General features: G+C 67.5%; 22 protein-coding genes and 1 pseudogene. 12 read left to right on the top strand and 11 right to left on the bottom strand.

Annotation, left to right across the window (positions count from 1 at the left end):
• Position 1: 1 nt before the first annotated feature.
• Positions 2-880, top strand: coding sequence for a succinate--CoA ligase subunit alpha (gene sucD, locus ACZ7KI_RS18835; protein WP_470274393.1), 879 nt, complete (start codon positions 2-4; stop codon positions 878-880).
• 69 nt (positions 881-949) lie between these two features.
• Here sucD and fdhD read toward each other — a convergent pair whose 3' ends face one another.
• Both fdhD and ACZ7KI_RS18825 read right to left on the bottom strand, forming a co-directional pair.
• The gene (fdhD, locus tag ACZ7KI_RS18830) at positions 950-1777 is read right to left on the bottom strand and encodes a formate dehydrogenase accessory sulfurtransferase FdhD (RefSeq protein WP_470274392.1); all 828 of its coding nucleotides are present in this window, start codon (positions 1775-1777) and stop codon (positions 950-952) included.
• The gene (locus ACZ7KI_RS18825) at positions 1777-3108 is read right to left on the bottom strand and encodes an OFA family MFS transporter (protein ID WP_470274391.1); all 1332 of its coding nucleotides are present in this window, start codon (positions 3106-3108) and stop codon (positions 1777-1779) included. The genes fdhD and ACZ7KI_RS18825 overlap by 1 nt, the downstream gene beginning before the upstream one ends.
• Before the next feature lie 109 nt (positions 3109-3217).
• Here ACZ7KI_RS18825 and ACZ7KI_RS18820 point away from each other — a divergent pair, with 109 nt between their 5' ends.
• Entirely contained in the window at positions 3218-4372 is a 1155-nt protein-coding gene (locus tag ACZ7KI_RS18820; protein ID WP_470274390.1) for an epoxide hydrolase family protein, read from the top strand.
• Between the two features lie 45 nt (positions 4373-4417).
• Positions 4418-5232: pseudogene (locus ACZ7KI_RS18815) on the top strand (MerR family transcriptional regulator).
• A gap of 388 nt (positions 5233-5620) precedes the next feature.
• Here ACZ7KI_RS18815 and ACZ7KI_RS18810 read toward each other — a convergent pair.
• Complete coding sequence (locus ACZ7KI_RS18810) at positions 5621-6439, bottom strand: alpha/beta fold hydrolase (RefSeq protein WP_470274389.1); 819 nt, start codon at positions 6437-6439, stop codon at positions 5621-5623.
• A gap of 50 nt (positions 6440-6489) precedes the next feature.
• Here ACZ7KI_RS18810 and ACZ7KI_RS18805 point away from each other — a divergent pair, with 50 nt between their 5' ends.
• The gene (locus tag ACZ7KI_RS18805) at positions 6490-7056 is read left to right on the top strand and encodes a GNAT family N-acetyltransferase (protein WP_470274388.1); all 567 of its coding nucleotides are present in this window, start codon (positions 6490-6492) and stop codon (positions 7054-7056) included.
• Complete coding sequence (locus tag ACZ7KI_RS18800) at positions 7053-7679, top strand: LysE family translocator (RefSeq protein ID WP_470274387.1); 627 nt, start codon at positions 7053-7055, stop codon at positions 7677-7679. The genes ACZ7KI_RS18805 and ACZ7KI_RS18800 overlap by 4 nt, the downstream gene beginning before the upstream one ends.
• Positions 7680-7698: 19 nt before the next feature.
• Here the strand turns inward: ACZ7KI_RS18800 and ACZ7KI_RS18795 are convergent, their stop codons facing one another.
• The gene (locus ACZ7KI_RS18795; protein WP_470274386.1) at positions 7699-8757 is read right to left on the bottom strand and encodes a cobalamin-independent methionine synthase II family protein; all 1059 of its coding nucleotides are present in this window, start codon (positions 8755-8757) and stop codon (positions 7699-7701) included.
• A 242-nt stretch (positions 8758-8999) separates the two neighbouring features.
• On the opposite strand from ACZ7KI_RS18795, the gene ACZ7KI_RS18790 reads away from it, so the two are divergent.
• The 6 genes from ACZ7KI_RS18790 (at position 9000) to ACZ7KI_RS18765 (ending at position 13797) form a co-directional block, all read left to right on the top strand.
• Positions 9000-9266: a DUF3040 domain-containing protein gene (locus ACZ7KI_RS18790; RefSeq protein WP_470274385.1), complete on the top strand. Its 267-nt coding sequence runs from the start codon at positions 9000-9002 to the stop codon at positions 9264-9266.
• Positions 9267-9325: 59 nt separating this feature from the next.
• The gene (locus tag ACZ7KI_RS18785) at positions 9326-9751 is read left to right on the top strand and encodes a YciI family protein (RefSeq protein WP_470274384.1); all 426 of its coding nucleotides are present in this window, start codon (positions 9326-9328) and stop codon (positions 9749-9751) included.
• A gap of 9 nt (positions 9752-9760) precedes the next feature.
• Positions 9761-10813 carry a DNA polymerase IV gene (locus tag ACZ7KI_RS18780; protein WP_470274383.1) on the top strand — a complete coding sequence of 351 codons (1053 nt, stop codon included), beginning with the start codon at positions 9761-9763 and terminating at the stop codon, positions 10811-10813.
• Positions 10814-11066: 253 nt separating this feature from the next.
• Positions 11067-12542: an adenosylhomocysteinase gene (gene ahcY, locus ACZ7KI_RS18775; RefSeq protein WP_470274382.1), complete on the top strand. Its 1476-nt coding sequence runs from the start codon at positions 11067-11069 to the stop codon at positions 12540-12542.
• A gap of 729 nt (positions 12543-13271) precedes the next feature.
• Positions 13272-13427 (top strand): DUF6131 family protein, encoded by a 156-nt coding sequence (locus ACZ7KI_RS18770; protein ID WP_005159014.1) that lies wholly within the window; start codon positions 13272-13274, stop codon positions 13425-13427.
• 148 nt (positions 13428-13575) lie between these two features.
• Positions 13576-13797, top strand: a complete 222-nt coding sequence (locus tag ACZ7KI_RS18765) for a DUF2795 domain-containing protein (protein ID WP_470274381.1) — start codon at positions 13576-13578, stop codon at positions 13795-13797.
• A gap of 157 nt (positions 13798-13954) precedes the next feature.
• Here the strand turns inward: ACZ7KI_RS18765 and ACZ7KI_RS18760 are convergent, their stop codons facing one another.
• The 7 genes from ACZ7KI_RS18760 to ACZ7KI_RS18730 all read right to left on the bottom strand — a co-directional run bounded on the left by ACZ7KI_RS18760 (position 13955) and on the right by ACZ7KI_RS18730 (position 19197).
• Positions 13955-14167, bottom strand: a complete 213-nt coding sequence (locus ACZ7KI_RS18760) for a hypothetical protein (RefSeq protein WP_470274380.1) — start codon at positions 14165-14167, stop codon at positions 13955-13957.
• A 149-nt stretch (positions 14168-14316) separates the two neighbouring features.
• Entirely contained in the window at positions 14317-15177 is an 861-nt protein-coding gene (ku, locus tag ACZ7KI_RS18755; RefSeq protein ID WP_465503142.1) for a non-homologous end joining protein Ku, read from the bottom strand.
• A 118-nt stretch (positions 15178-15295) separates the two neighbouring features.
• Positions 15296-16522: a styrene monooxygenase/indole monooxygenase family protein gene (locus ACZ7KI_RS18750; RefSeq protein ID WP_470274379.1), complete on the bottom strand. Its 1227-nt coding sequence runs from the start codon at positions 16520-16522 to the stop codon at positions 15296-15298.
• A gap of 25 nt (positions 16523-16547) precedes the next feature.
• Positions 16548-17168, bottom strand: a complete 621-nt coding sequence (locus ACZ7KI_RS18745) for a GTP-binding protein (protein WP_470274378.1) — start codon at positions 17166-17168, stop codon at positions 16548-16550.
• Positions 17143-17526 (bottom strand): DUF742 domain-containing protein, encoded by a 384-nt coding sequence (locus ACZ7KI_RS18740; protein ID WP_044855021.1) that lies wholly within the window; start codon positions 17524-17526, stop codon positions 17143-17145. Before ACZ7KI_RS18740 ends, ACZ7KI_RS18745 begins: the two co-directional genes overlap by 26 nt.
• A 19-nt stretch (positions 17527-17545) precedes the next feature.
• Positions 17546-17980 carry a roadblock/LC7 domain-containing protein gene (locus tag ACZ7KI_RS18735; RefSeq protein WP_465465010.1) on the bottom strand — a complete coding sequence of 145 codons (435 nt, stop codon included), beginning with the start codon at positions 17978-17980 and terminating at the stop codon, positions 17546-17548.
• A complete protein-coding gene (locus tag ACZ7KI_RS18730) occupies positions 17977-19197 on the bottom strand; it encodes a sensor histidine kinase (RefSeq protein WP_470274377.1) in 1221 nt (406 codons plus the stop codon). The genes ACZ7KI_RS18735 and ACZ7KI_RS18730 overlap by 4 nt, the downstream gene beginning before the upstream one ends.
• A 273-nt stretch (positions 19198-19470) precedes the next feature.
• Here ACZ7KI_RS18730 and ACZ7KI_RS18725 point away from each other — a divergent pair, with 273 nt between their 5' ends.
• Positions 19471-20118 carry a TetR/AcrR family transcriptional regulator gene (locus ACZ7KI_RS18725; RefSeq protein WP_470274376.1) on the top strand — a complete coding sequence of 216 codons (648 nt, stop codon included), beginning with the start codon at positions 19471-19473 and terminating at the stop codon, positions 20116-20118.
• The last annotated feature ends 27 nt before the right edge of the window (positions 20119-20145 follow it).

The raw sequence follows: 20145 nt of genomic DNA, 5'->3' as shown, positions 1-20145 counted from the left end.
GATGGCGATCTTCCTCGAAGAACGCAGCAAGATCGTCGTCGCCGGGATGACCGGCGCCGAGGGACGCAAGCACACCGCCCGCATGCTGGCCGCGGGCACGAACGTCGTCGGCGGGATCAACCCGCGCAAGGCCGGGCAACAGGTGTCGCTCGGCGGCCGCGAGCTGCCGGTGTTCGGCGATACCGCGGCGGCCGTCGCCGCGACCGGCGCGGACGTCTCGGTCCTGTTCGTACCCCCGCCCGCGGTCAAGGACGCCGTCATCGACGCGGTCGACGCCGGAATCGGACTGGCTGTCGTCATCACCGAAGGGGTCCCCGTGCACGACGTGGCGACTTTCTGGGCCCATGCCAAGGAAAGCCCGACCCGTGTCATCGGGCCGAACTGCCCCGGCGTGGTCAGCCCCGGCCGGTCCAACGCGGGGATCATCCCGGACGGGATCACGAAACCGGGCCGGATCGGGCTGGTCTCGAAATCCGGCACCCTGACGTATCAGCTGATGCACGAGCTGCGCGAACACGGCTTCTCCACGTGCGTCGGCATCGGCGGCGACCCGATCATCGGCACCACGCACATCGACGCCGTCGAGGAGTTCGAGAAGGACCCCGAAACGGACGTCATCGTGCTCATCGGCGAGATCGGTGGCGACGCGGAGGAACGCGCGGCCGAGTACATCCGCGCGAGCGTCAGCAAACCCGTGATCGGGTACATCGCCGGGTTCACCGCGCCGGAGGGCAAGACGATGGGCCACGCGGGCGCGATCGTCTCCGGATCGAGCGGGACCGCCGAGGCGAAGAAGAAGGCACTCGAGGCCGCGGGGATCCTGGTCGGCCGCACTCCCGGCGAAACCGCGTCGCTCGTCAGGGAAACCCTCGCCCAATGAGCGCGTTTCGTCCTCTAAATGCGGTAGTTGCACACGCAAGTACCGCATTTAGAGGACGAAACGCGGGGTTCAGGAGAGGCCCAGGCGGTCCGGGCGGCTGTACACGTTCATCGACGCACCCCGCAGGAAACCCACCAAGGTGAGTCCCATCTCCGCGGCGAGGTCCACCGCCAGCGACGACGGCGCGGAAACCGCCGCCAGCAGCGGAATCCCGGCCATGACGGCCTTCTGGACGAGTTCGAACGACGCCCGTCCGCTGACCATCAGCACCGTCCCGGACAGCGGCAGCCTCCCGTCGCGGGCCGCCCAGCCGACCACCTTGTCGACGGCGTTGTGCCTGCCGACGTCCTCCCGCAGACACAGCAATTCCCCGTCGGCGGTGAACAACCCGGCGGCGTGCAGCCCGCCCGTCCGGTCGAACACCAGTTGCGCCGTACGGAGCCGATCCGGGAGTTCGGCCACTGTGGACGGTGTGATCACCAGGTCGTCACCGTCCACCGGCCAAGTGGCGGTGGTCCGCACGGCGTCGAGGCTCGCCTTCCCGCACAGACCGCACGACGAGGTCGTGTAGAAGTTCCGCTCCAGCGACGCGTCGGGCGGGGCGACGCCGTCGGCGAGGACGACGTCCAGCACGTTGTAGGTGTTCGACCCGTCTTCGGTGGCACCCGCGCAGTACCGGATCGAGTGGATGTCCTTGCTGGACCGCGAAACGCCTTCGCCGACGAGGAATCCGGCGGCGAGGTCGAAATCATGCCCTGGCGTGCGCATGGTGATAGTCAGCGGTTTCCCGCCGACGCGGATCTCAAGCGGCTCCTCGACGGTTAGGGTGTCCGGGCGAGCGCCGGGTACACCGTCGACGACCCGGACCACCCGGCGCCTGCTCGTCACGCGGCCCATCAGCGGATCGCCGGCAGCAGCGATTTCGGCCGTCCCGGCTGGGAAAGCCGTCCGCCGAGCAGCGCGCCGAGGACGCTGAGCGCCCCCGCCACCGCGAACGCGCCGAGGTAGCCGTGGGTGGACACGACGAACGCGGCCAGTCCGACCCCGAGCAGCGCGCCGACCGCTTTCGCGCTGTACAGCACCCCGAAGTTCGCCAGCGCGGACTCCTCGCCGAAATAGTCGCGGACCAGCGACACCAGCAGGGAATAGCAGCTTCCGTTGCCCAGCCCGGCCAGCGCGGCGCCGCCGAGAAGTCCCACCGCGTGCTCTCCCGAGTACAGCAGGACGAACTGGGCGATCCCGCCCGTGGCCAGTGCCAGCCGCAGGATGCGACGTCGGCCGAGCCGGTCCGAGAGCCCGCCGAGCAGGACCCGGCCGGCACCGGTCACCCCGGCGAGCACCGCGAGCGCCACGGCGCCGAGTACCGGCCCGCCTCCTTGCCCAGCCACGAAAGTCGCGAGATAGGCCACGTCGAAAAGGAGTACCGCGGCGGCCAGCACGACGATGACGTACATCGCCAGCGCGGTGGGGCACCGAAGCACCTCCCCCGGCCGATACTCACGCAAGGCGGGCCGATTCATCGCGATCCCACGGTTGCGTACCTTGTCGGCCGCCCATACCCGCGGGTCCGGGTGTTCCGGCCACCAGCGGCGCGGCGGGTCGCGAAGCAGGACCGCGGTCCCGGCGATCATCATGAGCACGGCCACCGCGACGACGTCCAGCAGCGGCCCGCGGTTGCCCTCCGACAGCCAGAACCCGGCCATCAGCACGAAAAGGACGCTGCCGTAGGCGAAAGCGCCGCTGACCGCGCCCACCCGCGCCGGAACGCGATCGGGGAACCAGTTCATCACCGTGCCGACGCAGGTCGCGTAGACGACGCCGGTCCCGACGCCGCCGAGCACCGAGTAGCCGATGAACATCGCGACCAGGTTGTTCGCGTGGCCCAAGGTGAACATCCCGGCGGAACACAGCACCCCACCGGCGATCACCGCCACCGCGGGCGGGAACATCCCTCTCTCGCGCAGCAGCGCGGCCGGATACACCACGCATGCCTGGCACACCGTCCAGAGCGCGAAGGAGACGACCACTTCGGGGAACGTCCAGCCGTACGTGGTCATCAGGACCGGTGCGACGGCGCCGAAGCCGTATTGCTGGATCCCGGCGGCGAACATCGCGGTCCAGCTGAGCCACAGCATCCAGGACCGAGGGCGGCCGAGCAGGTCCACGTCGCTTTCACCGACGCGGTACCGGCGTCCGTAGTGGTCTCGCAGGATTCGAGGATCGGGCATGGGTCCCACCCCGCTCACGGCAGATTGTATACAGTATGTAGTCTGGTTATAGCATCCGGCCGTCCGGAAGTCCACGAATTGTCGGACCCCGCCGTTACCGTCGACCACCATGGACACGACGCCCTTCCGAGCCAGGGTCCCGGAGGCCGAACTCGAAGACCTCCGCGACCGGCTCCGCCGCACCCGCTGGCCAGAGGACGAGACCGTCGACGACTGGTCGCAAGGGGTCCCCGCCGCCTACCTGCGCGAACTCTGCGCGTACTGGGCGGAGACCTACGACTGGCGTGCCGCGGAGTCCCGGCTCAACGCGATTCCCCAATTCCGGACCGAGATCGACGGCCTCGGCATCCACTATCTGCACGCCCGCTCCCCGCATCCCGGCGCGCTGCCGCTGATCCTCACGCATGGCTGGCCGGGTTCGGTCTTCGAATTCCTCGGCGTGCTCGGCCCGCTCACCGATCCGGTCGCGCACGGCGGCGACGCGGCCGACGCCTTCCACGTCGTCGTCCCGTCCCTGCCCGGTTACGGCTTCAGTGACAAACCGGCCGGCACAGGCTGGTCGATCCAGCGCATCGCCGACGCGTGGATCCACCTCATGACAGGCCTCGGCTACGAACGCTTCGGCGCGCAGGGCGGTGACTGGGGCACGAGCATCACCACGCTCATGGGACGAACAGCCCCCGAGCGTCTCGCCGGGATCCACCTCAACCCGCCGCTCGCCGCACCGGACCCGGCGACCTTCGACGACCTGACCGAGTTCGAACGGAAGTCGCTCGACGATCTCGAACACGCCAAAGCAGACGGTTCCGGTTACGCGAACCAGCAGGCGACCAGACCTCAGACGATCGGCTACGCGCTGACGGACTCGCCGGTGGCACTGTGCGCGTGGATCCTCGAAAAGTTCCAGGCGTGGACGGATTGCGACGGCCACCCGGAGAACGCGCTGAGCCGCGACGCCATGCTCGACGACATCACGCTCTACTGGCTGACCGGCACCGGCGCCTCGTCGGCCCGGTTGTACTGGGAGAGTTTCGCCGAGGTATCGAGCTGGTTCTCCGACTCCACTGTGGACACGATCACCGTGCCGACAGGGTGTTCGATCTTCCCGCGCGAGACCCCGCGTCCGTCCCGCCGCTGGGCCGAGCGCCGGTTCACCGATATCCGGTACTGGAACGAACTCAAGCGAGGCGGGCACTTCGCGGCCTTCGAACAGCCGGGCGTCTTCACCGACGAGGTTCGGTCGTTCTTCCGGCTCGTGCGCTGACCGCTTGACAGTGACACCGTGTCAGGCTGTCTGGTGGGAGGCGTCATGTTCAGCATCGGAGATTTCGCCAAACACGGCCGGGTATCGGTCCGGATGCTGCGTCACTACGACGCCATCGGGCTGCTGCGGCCCGCTCACGTCGACCCGTTCAGCGGCTACCGGTCCTACACCGGTGACCAGCTGGCGCGGCTCAACCGGGTGATCGCGCTCAAGGATCTCGGCTTCACGCTCACCCAGGTGCAGGAGATCCTCGACGCCCAGATCGGCGTGGACGAGTTGCGCGGGATGCTGCGGCTCCGGCGGGCCGAACTCGAAGCGGCGATCGCGGCCGACGAGGCGCGGCTCAAGGCCGTCGAAGCGAGGCTCCGGTCGATCGAAAGCGAGGGAACCATGCCTTCCGAAGACGTCGTGGTCAAAAGCCTGCCCGCGGTACGTGTCGCCGAGCTGACCGGACGGCGAGCGGATACGTCAACGAGGAGATCGGGCCGGTGGTGCAGCGGCTGTACAAAGAGCTGTTCGGCGCGCTCGGCCCGATCACGCCGTCGGGCCCGTTGATCGCCTACTACGAAGACGACTCCGACGGAGAAAGGGTGCTGATCCACGCCGCCGCCCCGATCTCGACCGAAACGAACGGAAGTGAAGGGTTCTCGACGGTGAACCTCGCCGAGGTGCCGTCCGCCGCGACGATCCTGCACCGGGGGTCGATGGAGACCGTGCTCTCCAGCTACCAGGCGCTGGCGAAATGGGTCGACGCCCACGGGTATCGCGCGAGCGGACCGGCGCGGGAGTACTACCTCGAATGCCCTGAGGACAGCGAGAAGTGGGTCACCGAGCTGCAGCAGCCGATCACCAAGGACTGAGGCCTCCAGCCGGCAAGTCCGTGAAGGCCTCCTTCCCTACTCTCAAGGTCAGGGGCCCGGCAAAGTCGAAATCTTGCAGGTCGGGGACCTCTTCGTCATGGCGCAGGCCGACGTCTATGAAGGAATTAGGACGTTGAGTGCCCCAATTCCTTCATAGACACGGGGTCGCACCCCGGTTGCGAAGCTTGATCAACAGAACTTCAGGGGCATGCCCCTGAACCCGGTACACCTCGAGTGTGGAGGATTTGGGACGTTCACCGTCCCAAATCCTCCACACTCGAACCCCGCAGGCATCAGCGATGCCACATCCAGACCACCAAGAACAGTGCCGACCAGCAACTTTGCGGCTTTGCCGGGACCCTGACTCTCAAGGTAGGGAAGGAGGCCTTCACGGACCCGCAATACCGGTCAGGAAATCGAGCACCGCGGCGCGGAACGCGTCGGGCGCCTCCAGCCACGGCACGTGGCCGACGCCGGGCAGCCGCACCCGGGTCACCGACGGCAGCGCCCGCTCCAGCGAGTCGACCGCCCATCGAGGCCGGTTGTCCGCCACTCCGTCGATGATCAGGACCGGCACGGTGAGCGCGCGACAGGCCTCGACCAGTTCCTGCTCCGACGTCGCCCGCATTTCTTCGCTCAGCGCGAGGTTCGCCTCGTAGTTGATCGGGAACCACGGTGTCGCCATCGCCTCGGCGTGGCGGGCTCCTTCCCGGACGAAGTCGGCTGCCCATTGCAGCACCGCGAGCTCACGCTCTTCGGCCTCATCACGCTCCTTCGCGCGAAGCTCGGTCCACCGCGCGAGCCGTCCACCCAGTGCCTGCTCGAAGTTCCGCTTGAACTCGGCGTGCCAGCCGTGGCCAAGGCCGACGCCCGACACGTAGACGAGCGCGCTCACCCGTTCCGGGTGCGCGAGCGCGTACAGGAGACCGAGATGCGCGCCCCACGAATGCCCGAGCACCGGGACGCGATCGAGCCCGTGCCACGCGCGGACGGCATCGACGTCGGCCACCATCCGGGCCAGGGTGTGCGGACCGCGCGGGTCCGATCGTCCGGCACCGCCCTGATCCCACCGGATCAGCCGGAACCGCGCACCGAGATCGAGCGTGCCGAACATGTCCCACAGGCCGGGGCCGCCGTGACAGCACAGGATCGGTTCGCCCCGGCCCGTCGCCGAGGTCCAGAGCTCCCGGCCGTCGTCGGTGATCATCCCGCGATTATCCAGTAGGCGCGATCGCCGTCGTTGGTTATCTTCCGCGCATGACGACGTACACGCCGCCGCAGCGGACGGCAACACTCGCCGACGCGCCCGCCATCGCCGCGCTGATGCGGGCGTCGGTGCTGGAGTTGTTCCCCCGGTTCTACGACGAGCGGCAGACCGCGAGCGCGGCGGAGCACATCGCGCACCTCGACCTGCGCTTGATCGAAGACGGCACCTACTTCGTGCACGAGGCGGACGGCGAGATCGTCGCCTGCGGCGGGTGGAGCAGGCGCAACAAGACGCACGCGGGCGCCGGCGACGCGGCGGACGACGACCGCCCGCTCGACCCGGCGACCGAGCCCGCGCGGGTTCGCGCCATGTTCGTCCGCGGTGACTGGACCCGGCGGGGGCTCGGACGCGCGATCCTCGAATCGTGCCGCCTCGCGGCGAAAGCCGAAGGCTTCACGTCGCTGACGCTGACCGCGACCCTGCCCGGTGTCCCGCTGTACCGGGCGTTCGGTTTCACCGAGGTCGAGCGGGTGACGGTGACGACGCCTGACGGTGTCGACGTCCCGGGCGCTGTCATGGTCCGGGACATCGACCGGCCGGATAGCATCGGCCGATGATCTCCGGGGCCACCGCACTCTCGTTCGTTTTGGTCTGCCTGCTCGGCGCGATGGCGCCCGGCCCGGATTTCCTGGTGGTGACCCGCAGCGCGATCCTCGGCGGACGCAGGGCCGGGATCGCCGCCGGACTCGGTATCGCGCTCGGCGTCTTCGTCTGGGTGGTCGCGATCGCGCTCGGTGTCGCGGCGATTCTCACCGCTTCGGCGATCGCCTTCACCGTGGTGAAACTGATCGGCGCCGCGTATCTGGTCTTCCTCGGCGTCAAGGCCTGGCTGGCGGTGCGCCGCGGCGACTACAGCGAACTCAAGGACAAGGTGACGCCGGTCGTCGCGCCGAGGGCGGCGTTCCGGCACGGACTGCTCACCAATCTGCTCAACCCGAAGGTCGCGGTGTTCTTCCTCGCCCTGCTCCCCCAGTTCCTCCCGCACACCGCCTCGACAGCGCAGACCCTGCAGCTGGCGATGCTGGCCACCGCGGTGGCCGTCGTGTGGACCTTCGTCCTGGCGACACTGGTCGGTTCGCTGCGAAGTTTCTTTTCCGCCGGACGGGTGCGGCGCGCGATGGACGCGGTGATGGGCACCTTGCTGGTCGGGCTCGGCATCCGGGTCGCCGTCCAGAGCTGAAGGTGCCCATCAGCCCCGGCTACAGCGATTCCGCGGCGAGACGCGTGCCCTCGACACGAGCGGCGATCTTGGCGAACGCGATCTCCCGCGACGTCGACGTGTCGTCGGCGAACGGCGAGAAACCGCAGTCGTCACAGGTGCCCAGCCGCTCGGCCGGGATATACCGCGCCGCCTGAAGCACCCGGTCCCGAACCTCCTCGGCGGTTTCGACCCGGGGATCGATCGGGTCGGTCACGCCGACGAAGATCCGCTGCTCCGGCCGGGAGTGCTCGGCGATCACGCGGAGCGCTCGCTCGGGATCCGCCTCACTGGCCAGCTGCACGTAGACGTTGCCCACCTTCAGCTGGAACAACGTCGGCAGGAGCGCGGCGTAGTCGACATCGAGGCTGTGCACCGAGTCCTGATCTCCACCGGGGCAGGTGTGCACACCGATCCTCGCGCGCTCCTGCTCGGAAAACCGGTCCAGCACGGCGTTGTTCAGGTCCACAAAGGACTGCAACAGCCCGCCGGACGGATCGAGCTTCAGTGACAGCCTGCCTTCGGTGAAGTCGATCTGGACGCTGTCCGCGCCCGCGTCGAGACTGCCGCGGATATCGGCCTCCGCTTCGTTCACCAGGTCGGCGATGAACTGTTCTCTGCTGTATCCGGTCAATTCCTCACCGGGATAGATCAGCCCGATCGCCGAGGCCGCGATCACCGCCTGCTTCACCGGTTTGGTCGTGTGTTTCTTGGCCTCGCGCAGATAAGAAGCGGCGTAGGTCTGATAGCGGAACGGACCGGCGGTGAGCCGCGGAAGCTGCCGGGTGTGCCCGTCGGCGAAGGGGATGACGACGCCGTCCGGCGCGAGCGAAGTCAGTCCCGCCAAGGGATACGTGGCGAAACTCGGCTTGCCTTGTTCGCCATCGGTGATGACCGGCGAACCGGTCTCCTCCAACCGGTTGACGGTCTCCACGATGGCCTTTTCCGTCGCCTCGCCGAGCCCGTCGGCGTCCAGCCGACCGGCCGCGTGCTCACCGAGCGCTTCGAGGAGATACGCCGGACGGGGAATGCTGCCGATCGGTTCGGTGGGTATCGTCATCGTGCGTTTCCTCCCAGGTGGAGCCGTCTACGGCCGTGATCACGAAAACTACCGATCGTTCCCTTCGTTGAGGATCTTTCTGCGTGCGGAAGCCCCGGATGGGCCAACGCGATCCAACCGAACGCACCATTCGCCGGGCGTATAGGTCGTTATACAAAAGCCGGGTCGGATTCGATGCTTATACCGCACTGGCCCTGGGTATTCCCTCGTTGTCGAGCGGGCGCGCGCCGAAGGAGAAACCGATGCTGAGCCATCACGATCGGCAGGAGCTGGAGAAGATCGAGCGCTGGTTCGAATTGACCGAGCCCGCGCTGGCCGCCCGGCTCCGGTCCGGCAAGCCGGCACGGCCTCCCCTTGCCCGGCTGGCGATCGTTCTGAGCATCGATCTGACCGCCGGACTGCTGATGCTGCTGGGCATGGTGACGAACAGCCCGGCCTTGCTGCTGATCGGGATGATCACCGTGACCGCGGCCGTGATCGTCCACCTGTCCCGGTTCGGCCGTGACTGAACACCTTCCCGCACCCCGGTAATGTTCGGGCGATACGTCCGGTTACTGGGAGGAAGACCATGCGGTTCATGATCATCATCAAGGCGGACGAGGATTCCGAAGCCGGGAAGATGCCGCCGATGGAAGCCTTGACCGCCATGGCGAAGTTCAACCAGGAGATGCTCGACGCCGGGGTACTGGTGGGCGGCGAAGGTCTGCAGGAAAGCTCGAAGGGCGCGCGGGTCACCCTCGGCGCCGCGGGGGCCACCGTCACCGACGGCCCGTTCACCGAGGCCAAGGAACTCGTCGGCGGCTTCTGGATCGTCGACGTCGCCTCGCGGGCCGAAGCGATCGAGTGGGCGAAGCGCTGCCCCACTCCCCCGCACGGCGACACCGTGCTGGAGATCCGCAAGATCCTCGAAGCCGAGGACTTCGGCGAGAACTTCACGCCGGAACTGCAGGAGAACGAGCAGCGCATGCGCGACGAGATCGCCGAACGGTCCTAAGCTCGCCGTATGGCCGTCCGGGAGTGGGTGCTCCACGTCGACCTCGACCAGTTCATCGCGGCTGTCGAGGTCGCCCGGCGGCCTGAGCTGCGCGGGAAGCCCGTGGTCGTCGGCGGCAAGGGTGATCCGGCCGAACGGGCCGTGGTGGCGACGGCGTCGTACGAAGCGCGAGAGTTCGGTATCCAGTCCGGGATGCCGTTGCGCACCGCCGCGAGACGCTGCCCTGAGGCGATCTTCCTGGCCACAGACGCCCCCGCCTACCAAGAGGTCTCCGACCGGGTGATGGCGACGCTGCGCGAATTCCCCGTGGTCGTCGAGGTACTCGGCTGGGACGAGGCTTTCCTCGGTGCCACCACCGACGATCCCGAAGCCCTCGCCGCCGACATCCGGCGGGTGGTGGCCGAGGAGACCGGGCTGTCCTGCTCGGTCGGCGTCGGGGACAACAAGCTGCGGGCCAAACTCGCCACCGGATTCGCCAAACCGGCCGGAATCTTCCGTCTCGTCCAGGAAAACTGGTGGGACGTCATGGCCGAGAGGCCGACGGACGCGCTGTGGGGTATCGGCACCAAGACCGCGAAGAAGCTCGCGGCGGCCGGCTGGCACACCGTGCTGGACCTGGCGGGCGCCGACCCGGCCGACCTCGCCGCACGATTCGGCCCGAAGCTCGGCCCGTGGTACCGGATCCTCGCCGGCGGAATCGGCGATGCCGAGGTCACCGCGACGCCGTATATCGCCCGGTCCCGCAGCCGTGAGACCACGTTCCAGCAGAACCTGACCGACCCCGGGGCCATGGCCGCCGAGGTCGTCGCGCTGGCGAAACGCGTTTCCCAGGACGTCGCCGACGAAGGCAGGCCCGCCGCGCGGGTCGCGGTCAAGGTCCGGTTCGCGCCGTTCCTGACCCACACCCACAGCGTGACCCTTCCCGCACCTACGGCGGATCCTGGTGAGATCGAGAAGGCGGCGCTGGCCGTACTCGACATGTTCGACCTCGGCAGACCGGTCCGCCTGCTGGGTGTCCGCGCCGAATTCCCCTCGGCGGCGGCGCGATCCGCGTCGCCTTGACAGCGCTCGCGGCGCTTTGCCATTCTGGTTTCGGGCCGAGAGGCGCTGCGACGGAATTCTTCCGCCACGCTCGGCCCGCTGTGACTGACGTAAGGGCGCCTCCCACTGCGGAGGTGTCCTTTTTGCGTTGTAACACTTTTCCGGCTGTCGCCGTCTTCGAGGCCGCACGCTGAACTCCCGCGCTGACTCCGTTCTTCCCGCCATCGGCGAGAAGAACCGCTCCGCCCTGCCTTCCTTCACGATTGGAGAACCTGTGAGCCCCACCCTGACCAAGGTCAACGGGATCGAATTCGCCGTCGCCGACCTTTCCCTCGCCGAGGCCGGCCGTAAGCAGTTGCGCCTCGCCGAGGTCGAGATGCCCGGCTTGATGGCGCTGCGCCGCGAATTCGGCGCCTCGCAGCCGCTCAAGGGCGCGCGTGTCGCGGGTTCCCTGCACATGACCGTCCAGACCGCCGTGCTGATCGAAACGCTCGTCGCGCTGGGCGCCGAGGTGCGCTGGGTGTCCTGCAACATCTTCTCCACGCAGGACGAGGCGGCCGCGGCCGTCGTCGTCGGCCCGAACGGCACCGTCGACGCTCCCTCGGGCTCGGCCGTGTTCGCGTGGAAGGGCGAGACGCTCGCCGAATACTGGTGGTGCACGGACCAGCTCTTCGACTTCGGCGGCGGCCGCGTCCCGAACATGATCCTCGACGACGGTGGCGACGCGACCATGCTGATCCACAAGGGCGTCGAGTTCGAGGCCGCCGGTGCCGTCCCGCAGCCGACCGAAGACGACCCGGAGGAATACCACTCCGTGCTGCGCACGCTGAGCGAGAGCCTCGCGCGTGACGCCGGCCGGTTCACCCGCATCGCCAAGGAGGTCCGCGGGGTCACCGAGGAGACCACCAACGGCGTCAAGCGGCTCTACAAGCTCGCCAAGGAAGGCGAGCTGCTGTTCCCGGCGATGAACGTGAACGACTCCGTGACGAAGTCGAAGTTCGACAACAAGTACGGCATCCGGCACTCACTCATCGACGGTCTCAACCGCGGCACCGACGTGATGATCGCGGGGAAGGTCGCCGTCGTCTGCGGCTACGGCGACGTCGGCAAGGGCGCGGTGGAATCGCTGCGGGGTCAGGGCGCCCGCGTGGTCGTCACCGAGATCGACCCGATCTGCGCGCTGCAGGCGGCGATGGAGGGCCTCGACGTCGTGGAGCTCGACGACGTCGTCGAGCGCGGCGACATCTTCATCACCACCACCGGCAACTTCGACATCATCATGGCCGACCAGATGGCCAAGATGAAGCACAACGCGATCGTCGCGAACGTCGGGCACTTCGACAACGAGATCGACATGGCCGGCCTCGCGAAGATCCCGGGCATTCAGAAGATCGAGATCAAGCCGCAGGTGCACGAGTGGGTCTTCCCCGCCACCGGCGACCGCGAAGCGCACTCGATCATCGTGCTGTCCGAGGGCAGGCTGATGAACCTCGGGAACGCGACCGGCCACCCGAGCTTCGTGATGTCGAACTCCTTCACCAACCAGACGATCGCGCAGATCGAGCTGTACTCGAAGCAGGGCGAATACACCACCGACGTCCACGTGCTGCCGAAGCACCTCGACGAGAAGGTGGCGCGCCTGCACCTCGACGCGCTGGGTGTCCGGCTGACGAAGCTGACCAAGCGCCAGGCCGAGTACATCGGCGTGGACGTCGAAGGCCCGTACAAGCTGGACCACTACCGGTACTGAGGCATGTCTCGTGAGTGGCGATGACGGTCAGAGGGCGGTAAGTCAAAGGTGGCGTGATCGGCTCGCTGCCGTGAAGGGCCCCTTGCCTACCCTGAAGGTAGCGAAGGAGGCCTTCGCTACCTGGCCGGCGACGCCGGACTGTGTGGATGTCTGGTCATCTGACGCACCAAGATCCACACAGTCGATGTCTCGGCCCGGTGTCACGCCGGGTCGCTGAACCGACCGCGGGCGCGACACGTTTGCCTTACCTCTCAAATAGAACCGTCTCCTAGGGCCCTACGCGTGGCCTGCGGCTTTGCTCGCGTGAAGTACATGATGGCCCCCTTCCTTGCGCCTAGCGCAGTGAAGGGGGCCTTCATGTACTCGCGAAGGTGTGAAGAGTTCCCTCGGCTGAGCCGCGTAAAGGGGGCCTTCACGCGCCGCCGTTGTGACTGATGGTGCTACTGAGGCTTGTGATGGCGTCCAGGACGAGCGAGGGGAACTTTGAGGGACTCTGGGTCCCTCAAGGAGTCCTTCACGGACCGGCCGCTTCCCGGCTCACCCACCGTAGGTACCCAAACACCCTTGGTTAGAACCGTTATTACCACTCACGAGAGCGAGGGCACTAGGCCGAATGCGTGAAAACTGCCGCCGGATGGACCTGTTTCCCCGGCCGTGGACCGGGCATTCCCTAAGTAGCCACACCCCGGCATCAACTCGGCCGGGCGACTACGAAGGAGAAGGTGCCCCGTGATCATTCTCGGCGTCATCCTGATTGTCATCGGTGTCATCGCCAGCATCCCCGTTCTGTACTCGATCGGGATCGCGCTCGCGGTCATCGGCATCATCCTGGCCGTCCTCGGCAACACCGGGAAGGCCATCGGCGGTCGCGCCCACTGGTACTGAGCACCGAATCGAATCTGGTACTGAGCCCCCGGTACCAGCGCTGAAAGAGGACGGGCACCCGGCGTACCCCTCACGCCGGGTGCCCGTTCTGTTTCCGTTCCCCGTCCATCGGGTAACCACCCAGGACGAGGAGAAGGAGGGAGAGCCGATGCCCGGAACGGACCCCCGCCCCTACTTGACGGCGGCGAAATACCCGTGCGGACGCGACGAACTCCTGCGGGCCGCCGCGGCGGCCGGAGCGGGCGACGACGTCCTCGGTCCACTGGGGACACTTCCCGCGACCGATTACGCGGACGGGGACGGCGTCTGGGAAGCGGTGTGCGCGTGCGACGGCGCTTCGATCCACGACACCGCGAAGGAAGCACCGTGACATGAAGGGGTCCCCCGGCTCCGAGGGGGAGGGAGAGCCGGAGGACCCCGTCATAGTTAACACATTCACGGCCAAGATGTACACGAATGCATACACCTTCGGGTGGCAATCGGTCCTGATCGCCCCGATCGGGCCGGACTGGTGTATTCGCCGCCGGTCAGGAAGCCCGCAACAGCAGCCGGGCCTCGACCTCCGCGCACGTGCAGCCACCGTCGACGTCGAAGCACTCGATCGTCAGTGTGTGCCGGGCGAAGTCGAAGTCGACGCAGCCGTCCTCACTGCATTCGGTGAACCCACCTTCACGGTGGACCACGAGGGTTCCGTGGCAGTGGTCGAGACCGTCGGCGCAGAACGCGCACTCCATGCTCATGCCGCCTCCCGCGATCGGATTCAAGATCGCTTCGGAAAAGTTCTCCTCGATTGCCTTACTACCACCGAGGGACGACAGATCCTGGCATACGCGCGGCGTGTCGCGAGACCCGGCCTGGTGAGTCCGGCCACACTGTCCACAAAGGAAGGTCAGGCGCTCTTCGGGGTTCGCTTGCCCGTGGCAGGTTTCTTCGCCGCGGTGGCCTTCTTCGCGGACGACCCCGACGACTTCCGGCTCTTCTTCGCCTCGCTCACGCTCGCCTGCAGGGCCTCCATGAGGTCGACGACGTCACCCTTCGCGCTGACGGCCTTCGGTTTCGTCGTCTCACTCCCCGCGGCCTTGGCCTCGATCATGGCCTCCAGCGCCTCACGGTAGGAGTCGGTGTACTTCTCGGGCTCGAACACCGGCTCCGAAAGCGAGTCGATCAGCGATCCGGCCATCGTCAGTTCCTGCGGCCGTACCTGCGGCGGATCATCGTGCAGGAAACCGAAGTCCGGGACGCGGACCTCGTCGGGCCACAGCATCGTCGTCATCATCAGGACGTCGTTGTGCACCCGCAGTACCGCCAAGGCCTCCCGCTGCCGGATGGCGACCTTCGCGATCGCGACGTGACTCGCCTTCTGCAGCGCGTCACGCAGGACGACGTACGGTTTGACCGCGTTCTTCTGCGGCTCGAGGTAATAGGTCTTGTCGAAGTTGATCGGGTCGATGGACTCCAGCGGCACGAACTCGAGCACGTCGATCGCCCGTGACGACGCCAGTGGCAGCTCGGCCATGTCCTCGTCGGTGAGCACGACCATCTCGCCGTCGGGCAGTTCGTAACCCTTGGCGATCTCGGCGTAGGGCACTTCCTCACCGTCGATCGTGCAGAACCGCTTGTACTGGATCCGGCCACCGTCGGACTCGTGCACCTGGCGCAGCGAGACGTTCTTGTTCTCGGTGGCCGCGTAAAGCTGGATCGGGATGCTCACCAGCCCGAACGACACCGAGCCCTTCCACATCGAACGCATCGCGCCGCACCTCCACCGCCGTTACCGACCGTACTCACGCTCGGTAACAACGGTAGCCCGAAACGTCGGACCGCGACAGTCCCGTGAACCCGATCGCGGGACGGTCGCGGTCCGGAAATCACGCTTCGGCCAGGTACTTCTCCGCCTTTGCCGGGTCGAGGAACCAGTGCTGGAAGTCGGTGGGATCGGAGAATCCGTTCGCGAACCGCTTCGCCACGGCGGGGTTCTCCCCCGCCGCGCCGATGATCTGCAGCACGTGCGGGGGCGGTGGCTGCAGCATCGCGTTGGTCCAGATGGTCACGTGCTGGGCGTACTCCCAGTACTTCTCGAACGCCGCCGTCATCCACTCGGCGTCGAACGGCTTGTCCCCGCGCTCGAGGATAGAGTCCAGATAGGACGCCGCGCAGTGGCTCGCGTTGTTGGAACCCTGCCCGGTGATCGGGTCGTTGGCGACCACGACGTCGGCCATGCCCAGCACCACCGTGCCCGAGTCCAGCCTGCCGACCGCGTTCCGCACGACCGGGGTGTAGCCACCGGCCAGCGTCGCCTTCTCGTCGGTCAGCACGGCGTTCTTGGACCGCTCGTACTCCCACGGGAGGAACTGCTTCATCAGCGACAGGATCCGGTCGAGGTGCTGCTGCGGCGACGGCCGGTCGTTCCAGCAGTCCAGCGGCCCGCCGGGGACGCCCTCGAAGAACAGGATGTCGCAGTTCCCGCTCAGCGTGTACGCCGGGATCATGAACAGCTCGCCGACCCCGGGGATGATGTTGAACCGCACGGCGGCCTTGTCCGGGTGTTCCGGCCGGGGCTCGAGACCGTGTACGTAAGCCAGCGAGAGCGCACGCTGCGGTTCGGTGTAGGGGGAACGCTCCGGGACGCGATCGAACAGCTGGACCAGCTCGCCCTTGCCCGCGGCGATCACCACGAGGTCGTACAGCTTCGCCAGCGGCGCCAGGTCCGAGGTGGTGACGCCGTGGATGACGACTTTTCCGCCGCGCTCCTCGACCAGTTCGAGCCAGCCCGCCATCTTCACCCGCTGGTCCACCGACTGCGCGTAGTGCTCCAGCGGCCCGAACCAGTCCAGCACCCGGCTGGAGTCGGGGCCGGCGATCGACACGCCGAGGCCTTCGACCCGGACCGTCTCGTCCTCCCACAAGTTCAGCTTGTGGTCGCGCTCGTGCTGCAGGGCGGAGTGGAACATGCACTGGGTCGACATCACCTTGCCGGACCGGATCTCGTCCGGCGTCCGCGCCGACATCACCGTGACGTCGTAGTCGTGGGCCAGCAGGCTCAGTGCCAGCTGCAGCCCCGACTGCCCGGCACCGACGATCAGAACCTTGCGCATCCTCGACATTCCTCCAGTAAGAGAATCAGCCCACTGAACCGACGAATTCACGACCGGGCCCGGAGACCACGGCGAGGGACAACGTGTGCGACACCAGCTCCTGCAGCGTCGCGACCGCCGACTTCGGATCGCGCGCGTCGCAGGTGACCAGCGGGATGTCCGGGGACAGCGCGAGCGCGTCGCGGACCTCGTCAAGGTCGTGCACGGGCATTCCCTCGAACTGGTTGACCGCGACGATGAACGGCAGTTCGGAGTCGTTCTCGAAGTAGTTGATCGCGGCGAACGACTGGTCGATGCGGCTCGTGTCGACCAGCACCACGGCGCCGAGCGCACCGCGCGACAAGTCGTCCCAGAGGAACCAGAACCGGGCCTGACCGGGCGTGCCGAACAGATACAGGAGCAGGTCTTCCCGCAGCGTGATCCGGCCGAAGTCCATCGCGACCGTGGTGGTGGACTTGGTTCCCGGGGGCACCAGCTCGTCGACGCCGGCGCCGGCCTCGGTCATCCAGGCCTCGTTGCTCAGCGGCGGGACCTCGGAAACCGAGCCGACGAACGTCGTCTTGCCCACGCCGAATCCACCGGCGACCACGATCTTGGCGGAAATCGCCAGCAGATCGGCGTCAGACCGGGAGGCGCTTGAGTCCATCGAGGATCCTCTCGAGCACGTTCGTATCGTGGTTGTAGGCGTGTGCCGTCGGATGCACGAAGACCGCGCCCTGGGTGGCGAGGTCGCCGATGAGGACACGGACCACGCCCAGGGGCAGGTCGAGCCCCACCGACAGTTCGGCGATCGACGAGCGATCGCGGGCGCGCTCGTACAGCGAACGCGATTCGGGCATCAGCGCCTCGGCCAGCGCCGGGTCGTAGCGCGGCACCGAGATCAGGGTCTCCACCAGCAGCAGGTGACTGCTCTTGGTCCGGCCGCCGGTCAGCGCGTACGGCCGGATTCTGCGGCTGCGCATCTTGACGGGCCGGTCCGGAGCTTGGTCGCTGGACACGGTCATCCCTTCCTTCTCCGGATTCTCAGGCCTGCGGCCGTCGGGCGGTCAGGACCTGCCGGAGTCCCGCACGCACCTCGGGGGTGAGGGCGTGACCGGCGTTGGTGATGAACTGGGTCATCTCGTAGGCGACGACCTTCATGTCGCAGTCGGGTTCGGTGAGCACGGCCAGTCCCGCCTCGGCACCGATTCCCATGAACAGGAAGTAGCCGCGGGTGAGCCGGATGATGATCTGCTCGCAGTTTCCCTTGCCGAACAACGAAGCGCTGTTGCCCGCGAGGCTGAGCAGGCCGCTCGCGATGGCGGCGAGCTGCTCGGCGTCGTCGCTCGACACCGATTCCGACGCGGTCAAAGGGAAACCGTCGACGGACATGATCAGCGCGTGGCTGGCGCCGTGCACCTTGCGCACGAAATCGTCGAGCAGCCACGTGAAATCCGTGGTCGCGTCCTGGGCGGTCACTGGGTGTTTCCTCCGGTCTCACGCTCGCGCCGGTCATCGAGAGCGGCGCGCTCGCCGTCGGTGAAGGCGTCGAGGTCGGCCAGCAGCGCCTCGTGCCCGTCCGCCGCGTCGGCGGGCGGGGTGGTCGGCGGGGCCGGTTCGTCGGGCAAAGTCCTGATACTGCGGGAAACCCGGCGCGGCAGGCCACTGGGCGTGGTACCGCCGTCGGCGGGCGGCGGGACGGCCGTACGCGGACGCGGGCTGGGCTTCTGCTCCGGTTCCGCCGACGGCGCCGGGCGGCGCCTCGGCAGCGCCGACGGCGTCGCGACCGGGCTGCCCAAAGGTGCTCCGTTGGCGATCTTCGTCTGCGGCAACACCACGGTCTGCGTGCCGGACCACTGCGTCTCGGCCAGCTCCGACACCACCGGGACCGGCAGCAGCACGGTCGCGACCGTGCCGTGCGGGGTGCGGCGATCGAGCTTGACGGTGATCTCGTGCCGGTCGGCGAGCCTGCCGACGACGGCGAGTCCCATATGCCGTACCGAATCGTCGTCGAGGACGGGACCGGCGGCGAGGCGTTCGTTCAGCACCGCGAGACGTTCCGGCGGCATGCCGATGCCCTCGTCCTCGATGCGGATCAGCACGCTTCCCTGTTCGGTGAGATGCGCGCTGACGCTGACCGGTGAACTCGGCGACGACTGGTTCGCCGCGTTGTCGAACAGTTCCGCGAGGATCCGGCTGACGTCCTCGGCGGCGAAACCGACGACGCCGAGCGGGACGACGCGGCCGATCGTGATCCGCGAGTAGTGGTCGATCGACGACATCGCGGCCCGCATCACGTCGAGCACGGACGATGTCCCGGTCGCCGCGTCGTCGGCGTCACGGCCGGCGAGGACGCGCAGGTTCTCGGCGTTGCGCCGCAACCGGGTCGCCAGGTGGTCGAGCCGGTAGAGCTCGGCGAGACGGTCGGAGTTCTCCTCCCCCGCCTCCATCGTCTCCAGCTGCGCGAGCAACTGGTCGAGCAGGTTGAGGTCGCGCAACGCGACGTTGGAACAGACACCCGCGAGTGCTCCGGCGTCCGGCGCCTCCACGGCAGGCCGCTGTTCCGCCGCCGGTTCGGCGGGCGGCGCCGCCGGGGCGTGCCGGGGCGGTGCGGCGAGGAACTGCGCCGCGGCGACCCGGGAGCGGTCCAGAAGAACCCGTGAGCGGTCAAGCAAGCCTCGAGCCCGCGTCACCATGTGCTTCCACTTCTTTCTCTTCGCGTACCCGGACCCGTGTTGCACTCCCCAGTGACAACGTCCGACATGCAAGCAGACGGAACTATCGGTGTCCACAACCGGTTTCCGTTCAACCGCTGGCAGTGACGTGATAACGAAAGCGTTGCGGCTGGTGAGCGGTGCACGCTAGGCCATTCGGCTCAATTTGTCCGTTGCCCGCGTCGTGTCGTGTCCGAAAAGTGCGGAGTGCGCATAAATTTGCGTGACACGCAACTTTTCTCTACCCTTGCCGCCGTGACCACCGACCCGGCCGCTCCACTCGGACTACGCGAACGCAAGAAGCGCGCGGCACGGCGCGCCATGAGCGAAGCCGCGCTGAAACTCGCGGCGGAGAAGGGCGTCGAACAGGTCCGCGTCGAGGACATCGCCAGCGCCGTGGGGGTTTCGCCGCGCACGTTCAACAACTACTTCTCCAGCAAGGAGGAGGCGATCTGCTCGTTCATCGTCGAACGGCAGGAACGCGTGCGGGAGGCGCTGCGCGAGCGGCCCGCCGAGGAGACACTGTGGGAGGCCGTCAGCGCCGCGACGCTGGAGGCCTACGGCAGCTCGGGGGAACCGGACCGCGGCACGGTGAAGGTCGCGCGGTCGATGATGCAGCACCCGTCGATGCACGGCGAGTTCCTCAAGGCACACGCCACCGTCGAGCAGGTGCTGGCCGAGGCGATCCTCGAACGGGCGGGCGCCGGACGGGAAAACGCGTTGAACGCGCGGCTCATGGCGGCGATCGTGGAGTCCGCGGTGAAGACCGCGTTCTTCGACTGGCTGGTGAACGAGGGCGCCGAGCCGTTCCTGGACACGGTCGAGACCCTCCTGCGCGAGGCCTCGTCCGGTGTCCCCTCGCTCACCGGACGCGAACCGGTGAAGAAACCGAACAAGAAGTAACACCCTACCCACCACTGGGGGAGTAAC

It is taken from the genome of Amycolatopsis sp. NPDC039088, assembly GCF_055598845.1.
The sequence above is the reverse complement of the archived record's forward strand: the minus strand, read 5'-3'. Positions and strand labels throughout refer to the sequence as shown.

Coding starts and splice junctions, on each gene's coding strand:
- ACZ7KI_RS18760 (WP_470274380.1), bottom strand. CDS start 14,167: ATGAGCATGGAGTGCGCGTTCTGCGCCGACGGTCTCGACCACTGCCAC.
- ACZ7KI_RS18805 (WP_470274388.1), top strand. CDS start 6,490: ATGACGACGTACACGCCGCCGCAGCGGACGGCAACACTCGCCGACGCG.
- ACZ7KI_RS18740 (WP_044855021.1), bottom strand. CDS start 17,526: ATGACCGTGTCCAGCGACCAAGCTCCGGACCGGCCCGTCAAGATGCGC.
- ACZ7KI_RS18765 (WP_470274381.1), top strand. CDS start 13,576: ATGCCCGGAACGGACCCCCGCCCCTACTTGACGGCGGCGAAATACCCG.
- ACZ7KI_RS18800 (WP_470274387.1), top strand. CDS start 7,053: ATGATCTCCGGGGCCACCGCACTCTCGTTCGTTTTGGTCTGCCTGCTC.
- ACZ7KI_RS18790 (WP_470274385.1), top strand. CDS start 9,000: ATGCTGAGCCATCACGATCGGCAGGAGCTGGAGAAGATCGAGCGCTGG.
- fdhD (WP_470274392.1), bottom strand. CDS start 1,777: ATGGGCCGCGTGACGAGCAGGCGCCGGGTGGTCCGGGTCGTCGACGGT.
- ACZ7KI_RS18820 (WP_470274390.1), top strand. CDS start 3,218: ATGGACACGACGCCCTTCCGAGCCAGGGTCCCGGAGGCCGAACTCGAA.
- ACZ7KI_RS18780 (WP_470274383.1), top strand. CDS start 9,761: ATGGCCGTCCGGGAGTGGGTGCTCCACGTCGACCTCGACCAGTTCATC.
- ACZ7KI_RS18745 (WP_470274378.1), bottom strand. CDS start 17,168: ATGGACTCAAGCGCCTCCCGGTCTGACGCCGATCTGCTGGCGATTTCC.
- ACZ7KI_RS18810 (WP_470274389.1), bottom strand. CDS start 6,439: ATGATCACCGACGACGGCCGGGAGCTCTGGACCTCGGCGACGGGCCGG.
- ACZ7KI_RS18750 (WP_470274379.1), bottom strand. CDS start 16,522: ATGCGCAAGGTTCTGATCGTCGGTGCCGGGCAGTCGGGGCTGCAGCTG.
- ACZ7KI_RS18785 (WP_470274384.1), top strand. CDS start 9,326: ATGCGGTTCATGATCATCATCAAGGCGGACGAGGATTCCGAAGCCGGG.
- sucD (WP_470274393.1), top strand. CDS start 2: ATGGCGATCTTCCTCGAAGAACGCAGCAAGATCGTCGTCGCCGGGATG.
- ACZ7KI_RS18795 (WP_470274386.1), bottom strand. CDS start 8,757: ATGACGATACCCACCGAACCGATCGGCAGCATTCCCCGTCCGGCGTAT.
- ACZ7KI_RS18730 (WP_470274377.1), bottom strand. CDS start 19,197: ATGGTGACGCGGGCTCGAGGCTTGCTTGACCGCTCACGGGTTCTTCTG.
- ku (WP_465503142.1), bottom strand. CDS start 15,177: ATGCGTTCGATGTGGAAGGGCTCGGTGTCGTTCGGGCTGGTGAGCATC.
- ACZ7KI_RS18825 (WP_470274391.1), bottom strand. CDS start 3,108: ATGCCCGATCCTCGAATCCTGCGAGACCACTACGGACGCCGGTACCGC.